This is a genomic window from Cryobacterium sp. TMT4-31 (assembly GCF_004403385.1).
In the GTDB taxonomy this organism is placed as follows: Bacteria; Actinomycetota; Actinomycetes; order Actinomycetales; family Microbacteriaceae; genus Cryobacterium; species Cryobacterium zongtaii.
This window is the reverse complement of the sequence record NZ_SOGI01000013.1, coordinates 54,963-69,713: the sequence shown is the minus strand read 5'-3', so window position 1 is coordinate 69,713 and position 14,751 is coordinate 54,963. Positions and strand designations below refer to the sequence as shown.

18 protein-coding genes and 1 tRNA gene are annotated in these 14,751 nt (G+C 67.9%); 6 read left to right on the top strand and 13 right to left on the bottom strand.

Annotated elements, in window-relative coordinates; genetic code table 11:
- Positions 1 to 229 precede the first annotated feature (229 nt).
- From E3T19_RS03405 to E3T19_RS03395, 3 genes are all read left to right on the top strand, one after another.
- Entirely contained in the window at positions 230 to 922 is a 693-nt protein-coding gene (locus E3T19_RS03405; protein WP_066597326.1) for a response regulator transcription factor, read from the top strand.
- Positions 923 to 951: 29 nt separating this feature from the next.
- A complete protein-coding gene (locus E3T19_RS03400) occupies positions 952 to 2,733 on the top strand; it encodes a cell wall metabolism sensor histidine kinase WalK (RefSeq protein ID WP_088457033.1) in 1,782 nt (593 codons plus the stop codon).
- Between the two features lie 153 nt (positions 2,734 to 2,886).
- Positions 2,887 to 3,177 (top strand): WXG100 family type VII secretion target, encoded by a 291-nt coding sequence (locus tag E3T19_RS03395; protein ID WP_088457034.1) that lies wholly within the window; start codon positions 2,887 to 2,889, stop codon positions 3,175 to 3,177.
- Between the two features lie 86 nt (positions 3,178 to 3,263).
- On the opposite strand, the gene groL is transcribed toward E3T19_RS03395, so the two are convergent.
- The 5 genes from groL to E3T19_RS03370 form a co-directional block, all read right to left on the bottom strand.
- Entirely contained in the window at positions 3,264 to 4,892 is a 1,629-nt protein-coding gene (gene groL, locus E3T19_RS03390) for a chaperonin GroEL (RefSeq protein WP_088457035.1), read from the bottom strand.
- 140 nt (positions 4,893 to 5,032) lie between these two features.
- A complete protein-coding gene (locus tag E3T19_RS03385) occupies positions 5,033 to 6,106 on the bottom strand; it encodes a DUF3048 domain-containing protein (protein WP_166788781.1) in 1,074 nt (357 codons plus the stop codon).
- Positions 6,107 to 6,260: 154 nt separating this feature from the next.
- The gene (locus E3T19_RS03380) at positions 6,261 to 6,464 is read right to left on the bottom strand and encodes a cold-shock protein (RefSeq protein WP_088457037.1); all 204 of its coding nucleotides are present in this window, start codon (positions 6,462 to 6,464) and stop codon (positions 6,261 to 6,263) included.
- 224 nt (positions 6,465 to 6,688) lie between these two features.
- Positions 6,689 to 7,249, bottom strand: coding sequence for a LytR C-terminal domain-containing protein (locus E3T19_RS03375; RefSeq protein ID WP_134408123.1), 561 nt, complete (start codon positions 7,247 to 7,249; stop codon positions 6,689 to 6,691).
- A 50-nt stretch (positions 7,250 to 7,299) separates the two neighbouring features.
- A complete protein-coding gene (locus tag E3T19_RS03370; RefSeq protein ID WP_198415021.1) occupies positions 7,300 to 7,599 on the bottom strand; it encodes a DUF3263 domain-containing protein in 300 nt (99 codons plus the stop codon).
- A 195-nt stretch (positions 7,600 to 7,794) separates the two neighbouring features.
- Between E3T19_RS03370 and msrB the strand changes: the two genes are divergently transcribed.
- Positions 7,795 to 8,196 carry a peptide-methionine (R)-S-oxide reductase MsrB gene (gene msrB / locus E3T19_RS03365; protein WP_088457040.1) on the top strand — a complete coding sequence of 134 codons (402 nt, stop codon included), beginning with the start codon at positions 7,795 to 7,797 and terminating at the stop codon, positions 8,194 to 8,196.
- A gap of 108 nt (positions 8,197 to 8,304) precedes the next feature.
- On the opposite strand, the gene E3T19_RS03360 is transcribed toward msrB, so the two are convergent.
- Positions 8,305 to 8,511 carry a helix-hairpin-helix domain-containing protein gene (locus E3T19_RS03360; RefSeq protein ID WP_088457041.1) on the bottom strand — a complete coding sequence of 69 codons (207 nt, stop codon included), beginning with the start codon at positions 8,509 to 8,511 and terminating at the stop codon, positions 8,305 to 8,307.
- A gap of 58 nt (positions 8,512 to 8,569) precedes the next feature.
- Positions 8,570 to 9,544, bottom strand: a complete 975-nt coding sequence (locus tag E3T19_RS03355) for an SDR family NAD(P)-dependent oxidoreductase (protein ID WP_134408122.1) — start codon at positions 9,542 to 9,544, stop codon at positions 8,570 to 8,572.
- Positions 9,545 to 9,657: 113 nt separating this feature from the next.
- Between E3T19_RS03355 and E3T19_RS03350 the strand changes: the two genes are divergently transcribed.
- Positions 9,658 to 9,885: an SHOCT domain-containing protein gene (locus E3T19_RS03350; RefSeq protein ID WP_134408121.1), complete on the top strand. Its 228-nt coding sequence runs from the start codon at positions 9,658 to 9,660 to the stop codon at positions 9,883 to 9,885.
- Positions 9,886 to 9,933: 48 nt separating this feature from the next.
- Here the strand turns inward: E3T19_RS03350 and E3T19_RS03345 are convergent, their stop codons facing one another.
- Both E3T19_RS03345 and E3T19_RS03340 read right to left on the bottom strand, forming a co-directional pair.
- Positions 9,934 to 10,557: a sugar O-acetyltransferase gene (locus E3T19_RS03345; protein ID WP_240632253.1), complete on the bottom strand. Its 624-nt coding sequence runs from the start codon at positions 10,555 to 10,557 to the stop codon at positions 9,934 to 9,936.
- Between the two features lie 32 nt (positions 10,558 to 10,589).
- Complete coding sequence (locus E3T19_RS03340) at positions 10,590 to 10,988, bottom strand: PLD nuclease N-terminal domain-containing protein (RefSeq protein ID WP_134408120.1); 399 nt, start codon at positions 10,986 to 10,988, stop codon at positions 10,590 to 10,592.
- 175 nt (positions 10,989 to 11,163) lie between these two features.
- Here E3T19_RS03340 and E3T19_RS03335 point away from each other — a divergent pair, with 175 nt between their 5' ends.
- Entirely contained in the window at positions 11,164 to 12,525 is a 1,362-nt protein-coding gene (locus E3T19_RS03335; RefSeq protein WP_134408119.1) for a chloride channel protein, read from the top strand.
- A 16-nt stretch (positions 12,526 to 12,541) separates the two neighbouring features.
- Here the strand turns inward: E3T19_RS03335 and E3T19_RS03330 are convergent, their stop codons facing one another.
- The 4 genes from E3T19_RS03330 to E3T19_RS03315 form a co-directional block, all read right to left on the bottom strand.
- Positions 12,542 to 13,069 carry a nucleoside deaminase gene (locus E3T19_RS03330; protein WP_240632254.1) on the bottom strand — a complete coding sequence of 176 codons (528 nt, stop codon included), beginning with the start codon at positions 13,067 to 13,069 and terminating at the stop codon, positions 12,542 to 12,544.
- Positions 13,066 to 13,350 carry a hypothetical protein gene (locus E3T19_RS03325; RefSeq protein WP_103459229.1) on the bottom strand — a complete coding sequence of 95 codons (285 nt, stop codon included), beginning with the start codon at positions 13,348 to 13,350 and terminating at the stop codon, positions 13,066 to 13,068. Before E3T19_RS03325 ends, E3T19_RS03330 begins: the two co-directional genes overlap by 4 nt.
- Positions 13,351 to 13,436: 86 nt before the next feature.
- Positions 13,437 to 13,512 (bottom strand) — tRNA-Thr (locus tag E3T19_RS03320).
- A gap of 103 nt (positions 13,513 to 13,615) precedes the next feature.
- The gene (locus E3T19_RS03315) at positions 13,616 to 14,533 is read right to left on the bottom strand and encodes a thioredoxin domain-containing protein (RefSeq protein WP_088457048.1); all 918 of its coding nucleotides are present in this window, start codon (positions 14,531 to 14,533) and stop codon (positions 13,616 to 13,618) included.
- Positions 14,534 to 14,751 lie beyond the last annotated feature (218 nt).

Sequence of the window (14,751 nt, the reverse complement as noted above, 5' to 3'; positions counted from 1 at the left end):
TGTGGTGTTGGGCCGCGGTGCGACGGCGACGGGTGTGCGTTCAGGCGGCGCCCGGTGACGGATCGAGCAGGTCTTCCCAGGCTATGCTCTCATCCGCCAGTCGGCGCTGGTCCACCCTGACGCGCCGCGGAAGACGACCTCGACCTGCCGAAAGCGCTGTCACCGGATCATCCGCACACATACCGCCCACTCACAGGAAAGCACCAGCTAACGCGCAGATACTAGGGGCATGACTGACGGCCCCCGCATCCTTATCGTTGACGACGAACCCAATATCCGGGATCTTCTCACCACCAGCCTCCGCTTCGCCGGGTTCGCCGTGCGCGCCGTGGGAAACGGTGCCCAGGCGATTTCCGCCGTGCTTGAGGAAGAGCCCGATCTGATCATCCTCGACGTGATGCTGCCCGACATGAACGGCTTCGGCGTCACCAAACGCCTCCGTTCGGCCGGTTACACCGCGCCGATCCTCTTCCTCACAGCCAAGGACGACACCGAAGACAAGATCACCGGCCTCACCGTCGGTGGCGACGACTACGTCACCAAGCCGTTCAGCCTCGACGAGATAGTGGCACGGATCAAGGCCATCCTGCGCCGCACCATGCACGCCGACGAAGACGCGGTCATCCGTGCCGGCGAGCTCACCATGGACCAGGACACCCACGAAGTCCTCGTCGGCGACCAGCCCATCGAGCTCAGCCCCACCGAGTTCAAGCTGCTGCGCTACCTGATGCTCAACCCGAACCGGGTACTCTCCAAGGCGCAGATTCTCGACCACGTCTGGGAGTACGACTTCAACGGCGATGCGGGCATCGTGGAGTCCTACATCTCCTACCTGCGCCGCAAGGTGGACATGCACTCCAGCGAGCCGCTGATCCAGACCAAGCGCGGCTTCGGCTACATGCTCAAGGCCGCCAAGGCATAGACCCAGTTTCCCCTCCTTAGACTGGAACCATGCATGTGGCCCTGATGGACCGTTGGAGCCGGATTTCGCTCCGCTCCAAGATCACCGGTGTGACCGTGCTGATGCTGACCCTCGGCCTGCTCGTCTCCGGGGTGGGCACCATGGTCATCCTGCGCAACTACGTCGTGCAGCAGGTGGATGCCAGCCTGCAGACCGAGGCGCAGACCACCCTGATGGACTATCGCAACTCGATGGCCAACGGCAGCGCCGCCGGGGTGGACTCCGACTACTTTGTCGCGATCTATGACCAGAACGGTGTTCTGAAGGACCGCACCTGGCGGGACCGCCCGCGCTCCAGCCTGCCCGCGGTGACCATGGCGTTGGACCTGCCCAGCGTGATCGCCATGAACGGCGCCGTGCAGAAGCTCTCTGACGCGGAAGGCTCCACCGAGTTCCACGCGGTGGCGGTGCCGTTCGTGATCAACTCCACCGGCACCTACGGCACCCTGCTGATGGCTGTGTCCCTGCAATCAGCGCAGAACACCGTCAACACGTACCTCAGCATCTTCCTCGGCTTCGGGGTGGGCGTGGTGCTGGTGGGCGCCATGCTCACCCGGCTGCTCGTCACCACGACCTTCGCGCCGCTGCGCGAGGCCGAGCGTACGGCGGCGGCCATCGCCGACGGCGACTTCAGCCAACGGCTGGGCGGGGCCACCCCCAATACCGAGGTCGGCCGGCTCAATCGGTCCCTCAACACCATGCTCAGCCGCATCGACCGGGCCTTCAAGGACCGGGCCCGCACGATCGACCAGATGCGCCGCTTCGTCGGTGACGCCAGCCACGAGCTGCGCACCCCACTGGTCTCGGTACGCGGCTACGCCGAGCTCTACCGGATGGGCGCACTGCAGACCCCCGAAGACGTGGCCCAGGCCATGGAGCGGATCGAGAAGGAGGCGATCCGCATGGGCGGTCTCGTCGAGGACCTGCTCGAGCTCGCCAGGCTGGATGAGACCAAACCCCTCGTCCTCACCCGAGTGGACCTGCTGCCCCTCGCCCACGACGCCGCGCTGGACGCGATGGCCTCCTCCCCCGGTCGTCAGGTCACGGTACTGACCAGCCATCCCACCGAGTTCGACGCGGAAGCCCCGGCGTCGTCCATCGATTTGGCGCACTCCACCGGCGAGGTCGCACCAGCCCCGCTGACGCCTTCGCCGACCCCTGCCGCCGAGGGGACACCGGCCAAGCCCGCGGCAGCCAAAGCCGCCGCGACCAAGGGTGCGGCCACGAAGGGCGAAACGTCCGGCACCGGCACCATCTCGTTCGCCGGCGCCACCCTCGCCCGCCTCCGCACGCGCAGGCCCAGGCGCACGGATGCGGCTACTCCCGCCGCCGAGACCCCCGAGGTTGTGGAGGCCCCACCTGAGCTGGACGCGGTGATCATGGCCGAAGAGAACAAGGTGCGCCAGGTCATCACCAATCTGATGGGCAACGCTCTCCGGTTCAGCCCGGCCGACAGCCCGGTGGAACTCGAGGTCTCCGTCGACCGCCGCAACCAGCGGGCCTCCATCTCGATCATCGACCACGGCGAGGGCATCCCGCCACAGATCCGCGACAAGATCTTCCAGCGCTTCTGGCGGGCCGACACCTCCCGCGCCAGGGAAACCGGCGGCAGCGGACTCGGCCTGGCGATCGTGGCGTCCATCGTGGCCAGCCACAACGGGTCGATCGAGGTCGTCGAGACCCCGGGCGGCGGAGCCACCTTCCGGGTCTGGTTCCCGCTGGCCGAGTCGCCCGCCGCCCCGCAGGCGCTCACGTCGCCGACCCTGGACTGACCGGCGCCGGCGGCGGGGCCCCGCTCCTCCCCAGCCCGGTGGGGCGGCCGGTTGTCCTCAGGGCCGCCTCGGGCACTTCGGCGGCTTCCCGCACGCCGTAGCGTCGCCCGCGGGCGTCACCCCGACGCCTACACGAGCGGACGGAGCCTCTTGATGACCCAGTTCCAGGTCGACAGCGATGCATTGATCACCACCACCGGCGCGGCACGCGCCACCATGGCCCGCATCCAGGCCGAGGTGGCGGCGCTACTCGGTCAACTCACCGGGCTGGAGGGTTCCTGGACAGGGCAGGCGTCGGCCCAGTTCCAGGGGGCCGTCGCGGCGTGGCGCACCACGCAGCTGCACGTCGAGCAGAGCGCGGATGCGCTCAATCAGGCGCTCGGGCAAGCCGGCCAGCAGTACGCCGAGGTGGAGCAGGCCAACGCCCGGCTGTTCGCCCGGTAGCCCGACACCGGATACAACAAAGGCTGGGCGCCTCCCGAAGGAGACGCCCAGCCTGAGGTGGTGCGTTAGTGCAGGGGCTGCGGGACTTAGAAGTCCATGCCACCAGAGGGGTCGCCGGCCGGAGCCGAGTTCTTCTCGGGCTTGTCGGCGACAACGGCCTCGGTGGTGAGGAAGAGTCCGGCGATCGACGATGCGTTCAGCAGCGCGGAGCGGGTGACCTTCACCGGGTCATTGATGCCGGCAGCGATCATGTCGACGTACTCACCGGTTGCGGCGTTGAGGCCGAATCCGACGGGCAGGTTGCGTACCTTGTCGGCGACAACGCCCGGCTCCATGCCGGCGTTGAGCGCGATCTGCTTGAGCGGAGCGTCGATGGCAACACGCACGATGTTCGCGCCGGTTGCCTCGTCGCCGACGAGGTCAAGAATTGCCTTGCCCTCGAATGCGGTCTTGCCGGCCTGGATCAGCGCAACGCCACCACCGGCGACGATGCCCTCTTCGACGGCTGCCTTCGCGTTACGAACGGCGTCCTCGATGCGGTGCTTGCGCTCCTTGAGCTCAACCTCCGTCGCGGCGCCGGCCTTGATGACGGCAACGCCACCGGCGAGCTTCGCCAGGCGCTCCTGCAGCTTCTCACGGTCGTAGTCCGAGTCGGTGTTCTCGATCTCGTTGCGGATCTGCTGAACACGACCGGCGATGGCCTCGGCGTCGCCGGCACCCTCGACGATGGTGGTCTCGTCCTTGGTGATGACGACCTTGCGGGCGTTACCGAGCAGGTCGAGGGTGACGTTCTCGAGCTTGAGGCCGACCTCCTCGGAGATGACCTGGCCACCGGTGAGGATGGCAATGTCCTGCAGCTGCGCCTTGCGGCGGTCGCCGAATCCGGGGGCCTTGACGGCAACCGACTTGAAGATGCCACGGATCTTGTTCACGACGAGCGTGGCCAGGGCCTCACCGTCGACGTCCTCGGCAATGATGAGCAGCTGCTTGCCGCTCTGGATGACCTTGTCGACGATCGGCAGCAGGTCCTTGATGTTGGAGACCTTGGAGTTGACGATCAGGATGTACGGGTCTTCGAAGACCGCTTCCTGACGGTCGGGGTCAGTGACGAAGTACGCCGACAGGAAGCCCTTGTCGAAGCGCATGCCCTCGGTGAGCTCCAGCTCGGTGCCGAAGGTGTTCGACTCCTCGACGGTGACAACACCTTCCTTGCCGACCTTGTCGATGGCCTCGGCAATGATCGCGCCGATTTCGGCGTCACCGGCAGAGATGGAGGCCGTGGCCGCGATCTCTTCCTTGGTCTCGATCTCCTTGGCGCTGGCGATGAGCTCGGCGATGACCGCAGCGGTCGCCTTCTCGATGCCACGCTTGAGGCTGATCGGGTCGGCGCCGGCTGCGACGTTGCGCAGGCCTTCGCGAACCAGGGCCTGAGCGAGGACGGTGGCGGTGGTCGTACCGTCGCCGGCGACGTCGTCAGTCTTCTTGGCGACCTCCTTGACGAGCTCCGCACCGATCTTCTCGTACGGGTCGTCGAGCTCGATCTCCTTGGCGATGGACACGCCGTCGTTGGTGATCGTGGGGGCGCCCCACTTCTTCTCCAGCACGACGTTGCGTCCGCGCGGGCCGAGGGTCACCTTGACCGTGTCAGCGAGGATGTTGAGGCCGCGCTCAAGGCCGCGACGGGCCTCTTCATTGAAAGCAATGATCTTTGCCATATGTGTTTCTCGTCCCTCCCGGACGTTACCAAAACGATGATGGGTTAGCACTCCGAACAGCAGAGTGCTAAACCGATTCTGGCACTCTGGGGTCGAGAGTGCAAGTGAACGGCGGGGGCCGGTGCCGGGTTCCGGTCGACCTACGGCACCAGTTCCACGCTGCCGTCGTCGGTGGGTACCAGTTCGATCCAGGTGTTGCCCGGTGCGAGCTCGATCGTGGCCCCGACAGCGTCGGCCAGCCGGATCGGCGCGGCCGCGGCATCCTTGAACCAGGTGGCGGGCATCGTCGAACCGCCGGTCGACACCCACGCCGTGCCCGACCCGGTCAAGATGGTGCGGGGCACGTCGCTGCCGCGATCGACCTCCACCCGCAGCACCACGACGTTGGTGGCGTTGAGCTGGGCACCGGTACTGTCCAGGTCGGCAGCGCCGTCCTGGCTGCGCAGGTACCCGGTGGCCGCCGGGTCCCAGGCCCAGGCCCTCCCGCCGGATTCGGAGAACCGGGTGACGATGGTGGTGGTCCGATCGCCGGCGAGGGACGCTGTGGCCTCCGCGGCGCTGTCGGCGTAGTCGAACTGGCCGGGCGGCGGCGCGAGGTCGGAGTGCAGGGTGACGGTCTCGTCCGCGGCGAGCACCACATCGTGCGGTGAATCCCGGTCGTCGGACCGGACGAACAGGCCTCCGGCGTCGTCGTCGAAGACCACGTTCAGCAGCGGAGAGGCCCTCATCGCGGCCACGAACTGCGGCTGGCCGCCGGAATACGCCACGATGCCGCCGAACGAGCTCAGGATCTCCGGGTCCATCGGACGGATGGAACGTACCGGGCCGACAGCATCCGGCACGTCGGAGTGCCAGAGGGCGACGTAGCGGGTGATGCCGCCCTCGACCAGCTCTTCAAAGACCAGGTCGGCGCGCTCGAGACCGAGCTGCGGCCTCGCGGCCGGGTGGTTGTCGATCTTCACGGCCAGGGACGGATGCTCGGCACGGGACGGGTCCACCGGTGTGCCGCGCAGCGGCATGATGCCCGGTTGCGGTGTCGGGTCCGCCGACGCCGTCGCTTCGGGCACCGGCGCAGAGCAGCCGACCAGCCCCAAGCTCAGTCCCAGGCCCAGCCCCAAGCACAGGCCCGCGCCGATCAGGGCCGCGCCGCCAGGCGTCCGCCGTCCGGATCGGATTCGACGGGGAGCAGCAGGGAACATCCGAAACGCAGTCACGCCACACACCCTAGCCCGCCCGGTATGTCTGCCCGGGGTCACGGTGGTGGCGTGACTGACACTCGGTGGTCGACCGATCATCCAATGATCAATGGTCGAGCACGTGCGTGGTGTTCTCAGCTGGTTGAGGCTGGCTGCGTTCGACGCCGGGCGGTTAGGCCGGGCGAACCGACTCGGCCTGCGGACCCTTGGCTCCGGTACCGAGTTCGAAGATGACGTGCTGGCCTTCCTCGAGAACCTTGTAGCCGTGCATGTCTATGGCGGAGTAGTGAACGAAGACGTCCTGCCCACCTCCATCGACGGTGATGAAGCCGAAACCCTTTTCAGCGTTGAACCATTTGACGGTTCCGTTCGCCATGTGAAACTCCCCTGTTGCAGTGTTGTGTTTCGGCACTCACCCGTTGGTGCTACCGGGCCTGGCGCAGAAGCTGCGTCCACCGTCTCGAAACGAGCACTCTCGGGTAGAGAGCGCTCAGCCGAGAAAATGAGCGACCACTGCAGACACTAGTGACGGGAGTGAAACTCAATAGGGGGTTGACTGGGAAGGGCAACCCCAGTATGACGGGGAGTCGTCGGGCCGGGTCAGCCGGCGGGCATCGCGTAGTCGCTGCCCACGACGACGGTGAGGGTGGCATCCGAGCCCGCGAAGTCATCCGCCAGCAGGACCTCGGAACCGGGCAGCAGAGCCGCCACACCGCGTGCAGCGCCCTCCAGGGCCGCGTCCGCGTAGTAGACGGTCGTCGTGACGACGTCCTCGGTGTCTGCGTCGCTGGTGCTGCCGACGGTCCAGCCGCCGGTCGTGAGCAGGTCGCCAACCGACCGGGCCACCCCGCTCGTCGGAGTCCCGTTGAGCACCGTGACACTCGCACTGGGGTCAGTGGTCGGCTCGGCGGTGGGCACCGGCTCCGGCGTGGGCTCCGCGGTCGTGGTCTCGGCCTCGATGCCGGGAATGGTGATATTCAGCCGGTTGTTCAGGACCGTCAGACCGATCGCGCCGACCCCGATGAGGAGGGCGGTCGCGGCGAGGGCCCACCAGACGGCTACCCAGCGACGCCCCTTCTTGGCTGGTGCGCGGTGCGCCCCCACGCGGTCGAGCTTGTGCGGGAGGTCATCGAAGCGGTCTTTCGGGTACGAAGTGGGCATCGTCTGTTTGGTTCGATCCTCGTTTGGCTGAACACACGGTAGGAGGTTCCCTACTCGATGGGGCGGATGGCTCGGGCCGACCGCGCCTGCGACCGTGCGTCACGCATCCGTTGCAGTCGGTTGACCAGCATGGGATCGTGGGCGAGGGCAAGCGGGGAGTCGAGCAGGGCACCCAACAATTGATAGTACCGGGCGGCCGACAGACCGAATTCGGAGCGAATGGCCTGTTCCTTGGCACCGGGGTGTGACCACAGTCGCCGCTCGAACGCGAGCAGGTTTTCGTCACGAGGGCTGAGCCCGACGGAGCCCTCGGCGCCCCGCGTGCTCTCGTCGTGCCCGCTGGTCGCCATACGCGTCATCTTATTTGGCACGGACTGGGTTTTCGCTGACCGGTCCCGCCTGTCGCGCAACACGGACCCGCTAGCGTCGAGGGTGGGAATCGGCTGAGGAATCACCGGGTGCGCCGCATGCGGGAATGCCGGGGACCCCGGCCGAGTTTACGCTGGAGGCAGTTCTCTGCCGAGACTGGATCGAAAGGACGCACCATGGACTACGAGGTCACCAAGTCTGACGCCGAATGGAAGGCGGAGCTCACCGCCGAGCAGTACGCCGTGTTGCGCGGGGCGGCCACCGAACGCGCCTGGACCGGTGAGCTCCTCGACGAGGGTCGTTCGGGCGTCTACACCTGCGGCGCCTGCAATGCCGAGCTGTTCAAGAGCGGCACGAAGTTCGACTCCGGCTGCGGCTGGCCGAGCTTCTACGAGTCCGTGCGGCCAGAGGCCGTGGAGCTCATCGAAGACCGGTCGCTCGGCGTGGTGCGCACCGAGGTGCGCTGCGCAGCGTGCGGTTCGCACCTGGGCCACGTGTTCGACGATGGTTTCGGCACCCCCACCGGAGACCGGTACTGCATGAACTCGATCTCGCTCAACTTCACCCCCGTCGACTAGTCCGGCGCCGGCCTCCGCGGCCGCGACTGTTACCCGTGCGGACAAGTGCACCCGGCATACCGGGTGCACTTGTCCGCAGCGGGACCAGTTGCGTGGTCACCGGGCACCTCAGCCTTCGCGCAGCGGACGCAGCCGCGCCAGCGCCTTCGGGCCCATCCCGTGCAGTCGGGCGAGGACGTCAAGGTCCGTCGCACGCAGGTCGTCAACGGTCAGGATGCCGGCGGCCACGAGCGCGCGCCGCGCTGGAGCAGGGATCCCCTGAGCCAGCCAGACCGCCTCATCCGCACCCGCACTGCCAGAACCGTCCTGAGCCATGTCTCCAACCTACGATTCGGGTTCCGGAGCCGCAACGGTTCCCCGTACGGTGCAGGGTTCAGGCGAAGGCATTCACTCCGGTGAGCTCGGCCGAGAACGCCCAGAGCCGGGCCGCCGCATCCGGATCGATAGCGTGGTACTCGACCCCGCTGATCCGGGCCGTGGAGCTGTCGGGCTCGGTGGGTTCGGCGATGTCACAGTCTTCGCAGTAAACGCCGCCCATCCCGTCGAGCATCGGCGACGTGGCCGCCCAGGTGGAGGTGGCGGCACCCTGCTCCGGTGATTTGAACAGCGGATTGACGGTGCCATTCTCGGTCATCCAACCCGCGGCGACCATCTCCTCCCGGGGCAGGTGACGCTGCAACTCGGTCATGATGCCGCCGGGGTGCACCGCGAAGGCGCGCACGCCACGGGTGGCGCCGAGAGCATCCAGGTGCACCGCGAAGAGGCTGTTGGCGGTCTTCGCCTGTCCGTACGCCTGCCACTTGTCGTAGCCGGCGCTGAAGTCGGGGTCGTCGAAGCGGATGCCGCTGAGCTTGTGGCCCGTCGAGGAGAGGGCAACGACCCGAGCGCCGCCCTCGGCCGTAAGCGCGGGCCAGAGCAGGTTGGTGAGCACGTAGTGGCCGAGGTGGTTGGTGGCGAACTGGGATTCCCAGCCGTCTCCGACCCTGGCCTCGGCGGACGCCATGATGGCGGCGTTGTTGATCAGGATGTCGAGGCTGCGTCCGGTGGCCACGAATCGTTCGGCGAAGGCGCGCACGCTGACCAGATCGGCCAGGTCGAGGGCCTCGACCTCCACGGCGTTCAGGCCGCGCGCAGCCAGGGCGGCCCGGGCCACCTCCGGACGCCGGGCCGGCACGATCACCTGGGCGCCGGCCGCGGCGAGAGCGGCGACGGTTTCGATGCCGAGGCCGGAGTAGCCGCCGGTGACGATCGCCGTCTTACCGCTCAGGTCGACACCCGCGAGTACCTCGGTCGCGGTGGACTGGGCGGTGAATCCGGTGGACAGGGCGTGCTGGGGCGTGAGGGTCATCGCTCCAGCGTACGCTCGCCCACTGCGGGATCCTGCGAGGTGAGCAGGCCGGGGCCGGCCGGCACGGATAGACTTCCCCCGACCGGCCGGGAAGTCCGGCATTGGGGGAACTGATGCTCAGCAATCTGACTGGTTGGCACGCGCTCATCATCCTGGGCGCGCTCAGCACGATGGTCCTGGTCGCCCTCGCGATCGTATTCTTGGCCATTCGCGTGGCGCGCCGTCGGCAGGTGGGCGATCACGCTGACCGGTTGGCGCAGCTGGAGCAGTTGCATGCCAGGGGACTGTTGTCCGACGCCGAATACGCAACCAAGCGCCAGGATATCCTCGGGCGGCTCTGACGCGACGGGTACTGCGGTCCCGCATACGCTCCCGGTCGGCGCCGTAAGTCAGGCCACACCCAGGCCGACCCGGTCGCCCGGCCCGATCTCGCGCACCACGCGGGCCGGGTTGCCGGCGGCGATGACCCCGGCCGGCACGTCCTTGGTGACGACGGAGCCGGCGCCGATGATGCTGCCCGCGCCGATGGTCACGCCTGGGCAGACCACGACGTTGCCGCCCAGCCAGACGTCGTCTTCGATGGTGATCGGCGAGACACGCTCGAAGCCGGCGCGGCGTTCCGCAACGTCCACGGCGTGAGTCGGGGTGTACAGGCGGGCGCTGGGTCCGACCAGCACGTTGGCGCCGATGGTGATCTCGCCACCGCCCAAAGCGAGGAAGTCCGCATTGATGAAGGTGTTGGCGCCCACGTGCAGCCGGGACCCGTAGTCCAGGTACAGCGGCGGCCGGAAGTCCGCGCCCGCTCCCACGCTGCCGAGCAGCTCAGTGAACAGCGCATGCGCCGCGGGCTGGTCGTCGTCGTAGAGCGCGGTGATCTGCCGGCAGGTGCGTTGAGTGCTCGTCGTCATCTCGGCGAGTTCGGGACCGGAGCGATACCGGTACCAGTCCCCCGCCACCATCTTGTCGAATTCGGAGCGAGCAGAATCCTGGGGTGTTTTGTTGTCTGTAACCACAAACCCAAGCGTAGCCCGTTGCCGGGTCGGCGTCAGACCGACGACTCACGCCCCTCCGCCAGCCGGCGTCGTTCGGCCAGCTCGGCCTCAAGACGACGGATGCGGGCCTGTTCGGCGTGGAAGTCGATCTCGCGGTCGAGAGCGGCCAGTTCCTCCTCGGTGCTCGACACCCGGCGTGCGGGCAGCACAGCGGATGCCCCGGCCGATGCGGGCCCGCTGCGCGGCGCGCTTCTGCTCGACCGCGCGGCCGGGGCGGGATACTCCCGGCCGATCGCGAACCAGAGCAGGCTGCCGATCACCGGGAGAAAGATCACCAACAGCACCCAGAGGACCTTGGGCAGGTGTTTCACCTGGCCGTCCTGCCGGGTGATGATGTCTGCGAGGGCGGCGACGATGAGAACCAGGAGCACAGCGGAGAACAGCGCATACATGCCGGTCAGCCTAGTGAACGGGGCGCTCGACCGACCAGCCCCCATTTGCGGCCGGATGCTGCGACCGGTCAAACCCGCCCCGGCCGGGTCCGTGGGGCCTTGCGTTGTCGATTCGTCCGGGCCAGCGTGGACTGGGACGCCGGCACGCCCGCACCCTATCGAGGAGGACCCCGACATGGACGCGCACCCCGACCCGTCGGCGCCGGCGAAACCATCGCCCGACCCACTGGCGGTGATCCGCTCCCGCGGCTACCTGCGCATCCTGTTGCTGGCCGGGCTCATCGGGGTGCCGGTGTCGATCGCCGCCTACGGCTTCCTCGCGCTGGTCGACTGGCTACAGGAGTACCTGTTCACCGAACTGCCCGGTGTCCTGGGCTTCGCCGACGTTCCGCTCTGGTGGCCGTTTCCACTGTTGGCCCTGTCAGGACTGTTGGTGGGTCTGTGCATCCAGCGACTGCCGGGCACCAGCGGGCATCCGCCGTCTGAAGGGTTCAAGGCCGGCGGCTTCCCGCAACCCCGGGAGCTGCCCGGAGTGGTGCTTGCTGCTCTGGCCACCCTGGCTCTCGGCGCCGTACTCGGTCCGGAGGCGCCGCTGATCGCGCTCGGTGGCGGTTTGGGCGCCCTGGCGATTCGGCTGATCAAGAAAGACTCACCGCCGTCGGCCGTGGCGGTGGTCGCCTCCGCGGGCAGTTTCGCGGCGGTGAGCACCCTCCTCGGCTCGCCGCTGCTCGGCGCCTTCCTCTTGATGGAGGCATCCGGGCTGGCCGGCGCGATGCTGGGGGTGGGCCTGCTGCCCGGTCTGCTCGCCTCCGGCATCGGCTCCCTGGTCTTCGTGGGCCTGGACTCCTGGACCGGCCTGGGCACGTTCTCCCTCGCACTCCCCGACCTGCCGTCGTTTTCCACCCCCACCGCGGCCATGTTCCTCTGGGCGCTGGGGATCGGGGTCGCCTGCCCGCTGTTGGCGTGGGGCATCCGGGCCCTGGCCCGCATCGTGCGCCCGTGCGTGCACGCCCATCGGCTCCTGGTGACCCCGGTGCTCGGCCTGGCGATCGCGGGCCTGGCCGTGCTGTTCGCGCAGGTGACCGGGGAGGACACCGGCGAAGTGCTCTTCTCCGGCCAGTCGACCTTGCCGTCGCTGATCAATGACGGGGCCTCCTGGCCGCTCGGCGCCGTCGGGCTGCTGATCCTGTGCAAAGCGCTCGCCTACGGCCTGTCGCTGAGCGCGTTCCGCGGCGGTCCGGTGTTCCCGGCCATGTTCGTCGGTGCCGCTTTGGGGATCGCGGCCTCGCACCTGCCCGGCATGGCGCTGGTGCCGGCGGTGGGGGTGGGCATCGGCGCCATGTGCGTGTCGATGCTGCGCCTGCCGCTGACCAGTGTGCTGCTGGCCACGGTGTTGCTCAGCAGCGACGCGTATGCCGTGATGCCGCTGGTGATCGTGGCGGTGGTCGTCGCGCACGTGATCACCGGCCGGTTACCCGAGCCGCCGGGCCGGCGGCTGAGCGGCGCGCTCCCCTCCGCCAGCCCGTCGACGGTCTGACCCGGCCTGCCCGCAATCAGGGTGCGGCGTCCCAGAATCCCGCGTGCACGGAGGCCGCTGCGTCGATCAGGGCGGGGCCGGCGACGATCACGGTGTTGCCGCCGCGGGCGAACACCTCCCGGCAGGGCAGGTCGAGCGTCGCTTCGCCGCCTTGTTCCGGCACCATCTCGCCGAGCATCTGCTCGGGCAGCGCGTAGGCGACCCGGCCGATTCCAGCCCAGTAGATGGCGCCGGAACACATCACGCACGGTTCGGTGCTCGTATAGAGCGTGCTCGCGTGCAGGTCGTCCCTGGAGAGCCGGGCACTGGCCAGGCGAACGAGGTTGGTCTCGGCATGGCCGGTCGGGTCGCCCGCGGTGACCACGCTGTTCTGGCCCTCGATGATCGTGCCGTCACGGGCCACCAGGATGGCGCCGAACGGGTGATTCCCGTTCGCGCGCGCCAGACGAGCCACGTCGATGGCCCGGGCGAGGTGCGTCTCGTCGGCTGCCGAGATCAGGGTCGGGTCGGCGACGGTCTCGCTGTCCGGACGGAATCCGGTCACAGGGCGACGTCCTCCACGGTCTCGGTGAGCAGGGCGCGCGGATTGCGCATCAGAGCAGCCCCCGGACCCTTCCAGAGTTCCTCGAGCGCGACCTTCATCTTCTCGGCATCGGTGCGGGAGCCGAAGTCAAGATCGATCCGGACCGCCGAACGGTCGTCGACCGGGCGCATGACCCGGAAGCTGCTGACGCCGGCCGTCTTGCGGCCGAGCGGATCAGAGTCGAACATCTGCTTCCACGCGTCGTAGTCCCCGACGGAGTGTTCGATGTGCAGGGTGAACATGGGAATCCTCGATTCCGCCGGCACTGAGGCTGGCCGGCACGCGGACATCGTAGCCCGGGCAGTGCCGTCGAGAAGTGCCGAAAAGATGGGGCCGGCCACGGGACTTGAACCCGTAACCCCCACTTTACAAGAGTGGTGCGCTACCAATTGCGCCAGGCCGGCATGAGGCGATCGAACTGCCTCGAGCATTCATCCTAAATCACCCGGCGACCGGATGCCGACGCAATCGTGCATCGGCGCGGCATCCGGCCCGGGAAACGACCGGTTACCCGGCCGGCGTCGGAGTGGGCGTCGGCGTCGCGGTGGAGTACGCCTCGCTGGCGGCCTGCAGCACGAAGGCCGCGAACTCCTTGGCATCGTCGAGGGCGCCGACGTACTGCTTGCCGTTCACCAGCACCGTCGGGGTTCCGGTGATCGCTTCGAGGGAGGACGAGTTCGGGATCGGTCCGCTCAGAGCCCGATCCGTGGAGGCGAGAACCCAGGACTTGAAGGTGGTCTCGTCGATGCACTCGTTGATTGCGGTGATGTTCTCCGACACACCCGAGCTCTTCACGATCGCCTTGATCTCGTCGTCACTGAGACCGGCGGTGCCTTCGACGGGCTGGGCCGCAAAGAGCGCCGAGTTGAACGCCAGGAAGTCGTCCGGCGCGGAATCCGCCACGCACGCGGCCGCGTTCGCGGCACGCAGTGAGTACTGGGTTCCGGCGGACTTGCTGGTCAGGATCGAGATCGGGTGGATCTCGACGGTGGCGGCGCCGGAGTCTACCCACTGAGAGATCTGCTCGGCGTTGGTGGTCTCGAAGGTGCCGCAGAACGGGCAGAGGTAGTCGACGTAGACGCGGATGTCGGCGATGGTCCCGGTGGCGTCCGGGGTGGACGGCACCGGCTCGGCATCCGGCTGCAGCGCGGGGGTGGTCACCGCGGTCAGGCCCTCGCCGACCAGGAGACCGTCACTGGCCATGTTGCGCGGGCCCGGTCCGGCGGGCTGAACGGAGTTGACGATGATCAGGACGATGGCCGTCACGACGGCGATGGCGGCCAGGGCGATACCGCCCTGCAGGAACACCCGGTTGCGGCGATCCCGCTTCTTCTGCTCGACTCGAATCTGTGCTGCCTTCGTGCGCGCTGCGTCGCGTCGCTGATTCTTCGAGGGACGGGGGTCGCCTGGGCCGCCAGTTGTCATGGATGATCGCTCCGAGTTGAGGGGGTGCGCTCGCGGTTGTGCGCGGTAGCACTCCAAATAGTAGGACCCCAGTCTGGGAAATAACCAACCGGCAGCTCACAGCGGGCTCACTGCGGGCTCACCGGGTACCTCCGGCGCGCGGTGAGCTGTCAATTCAGCGGTCACCCATCCCGGGCATGCCATACTAGAGAGGTCTTGCGCTGGCGCTACGTCGGCCG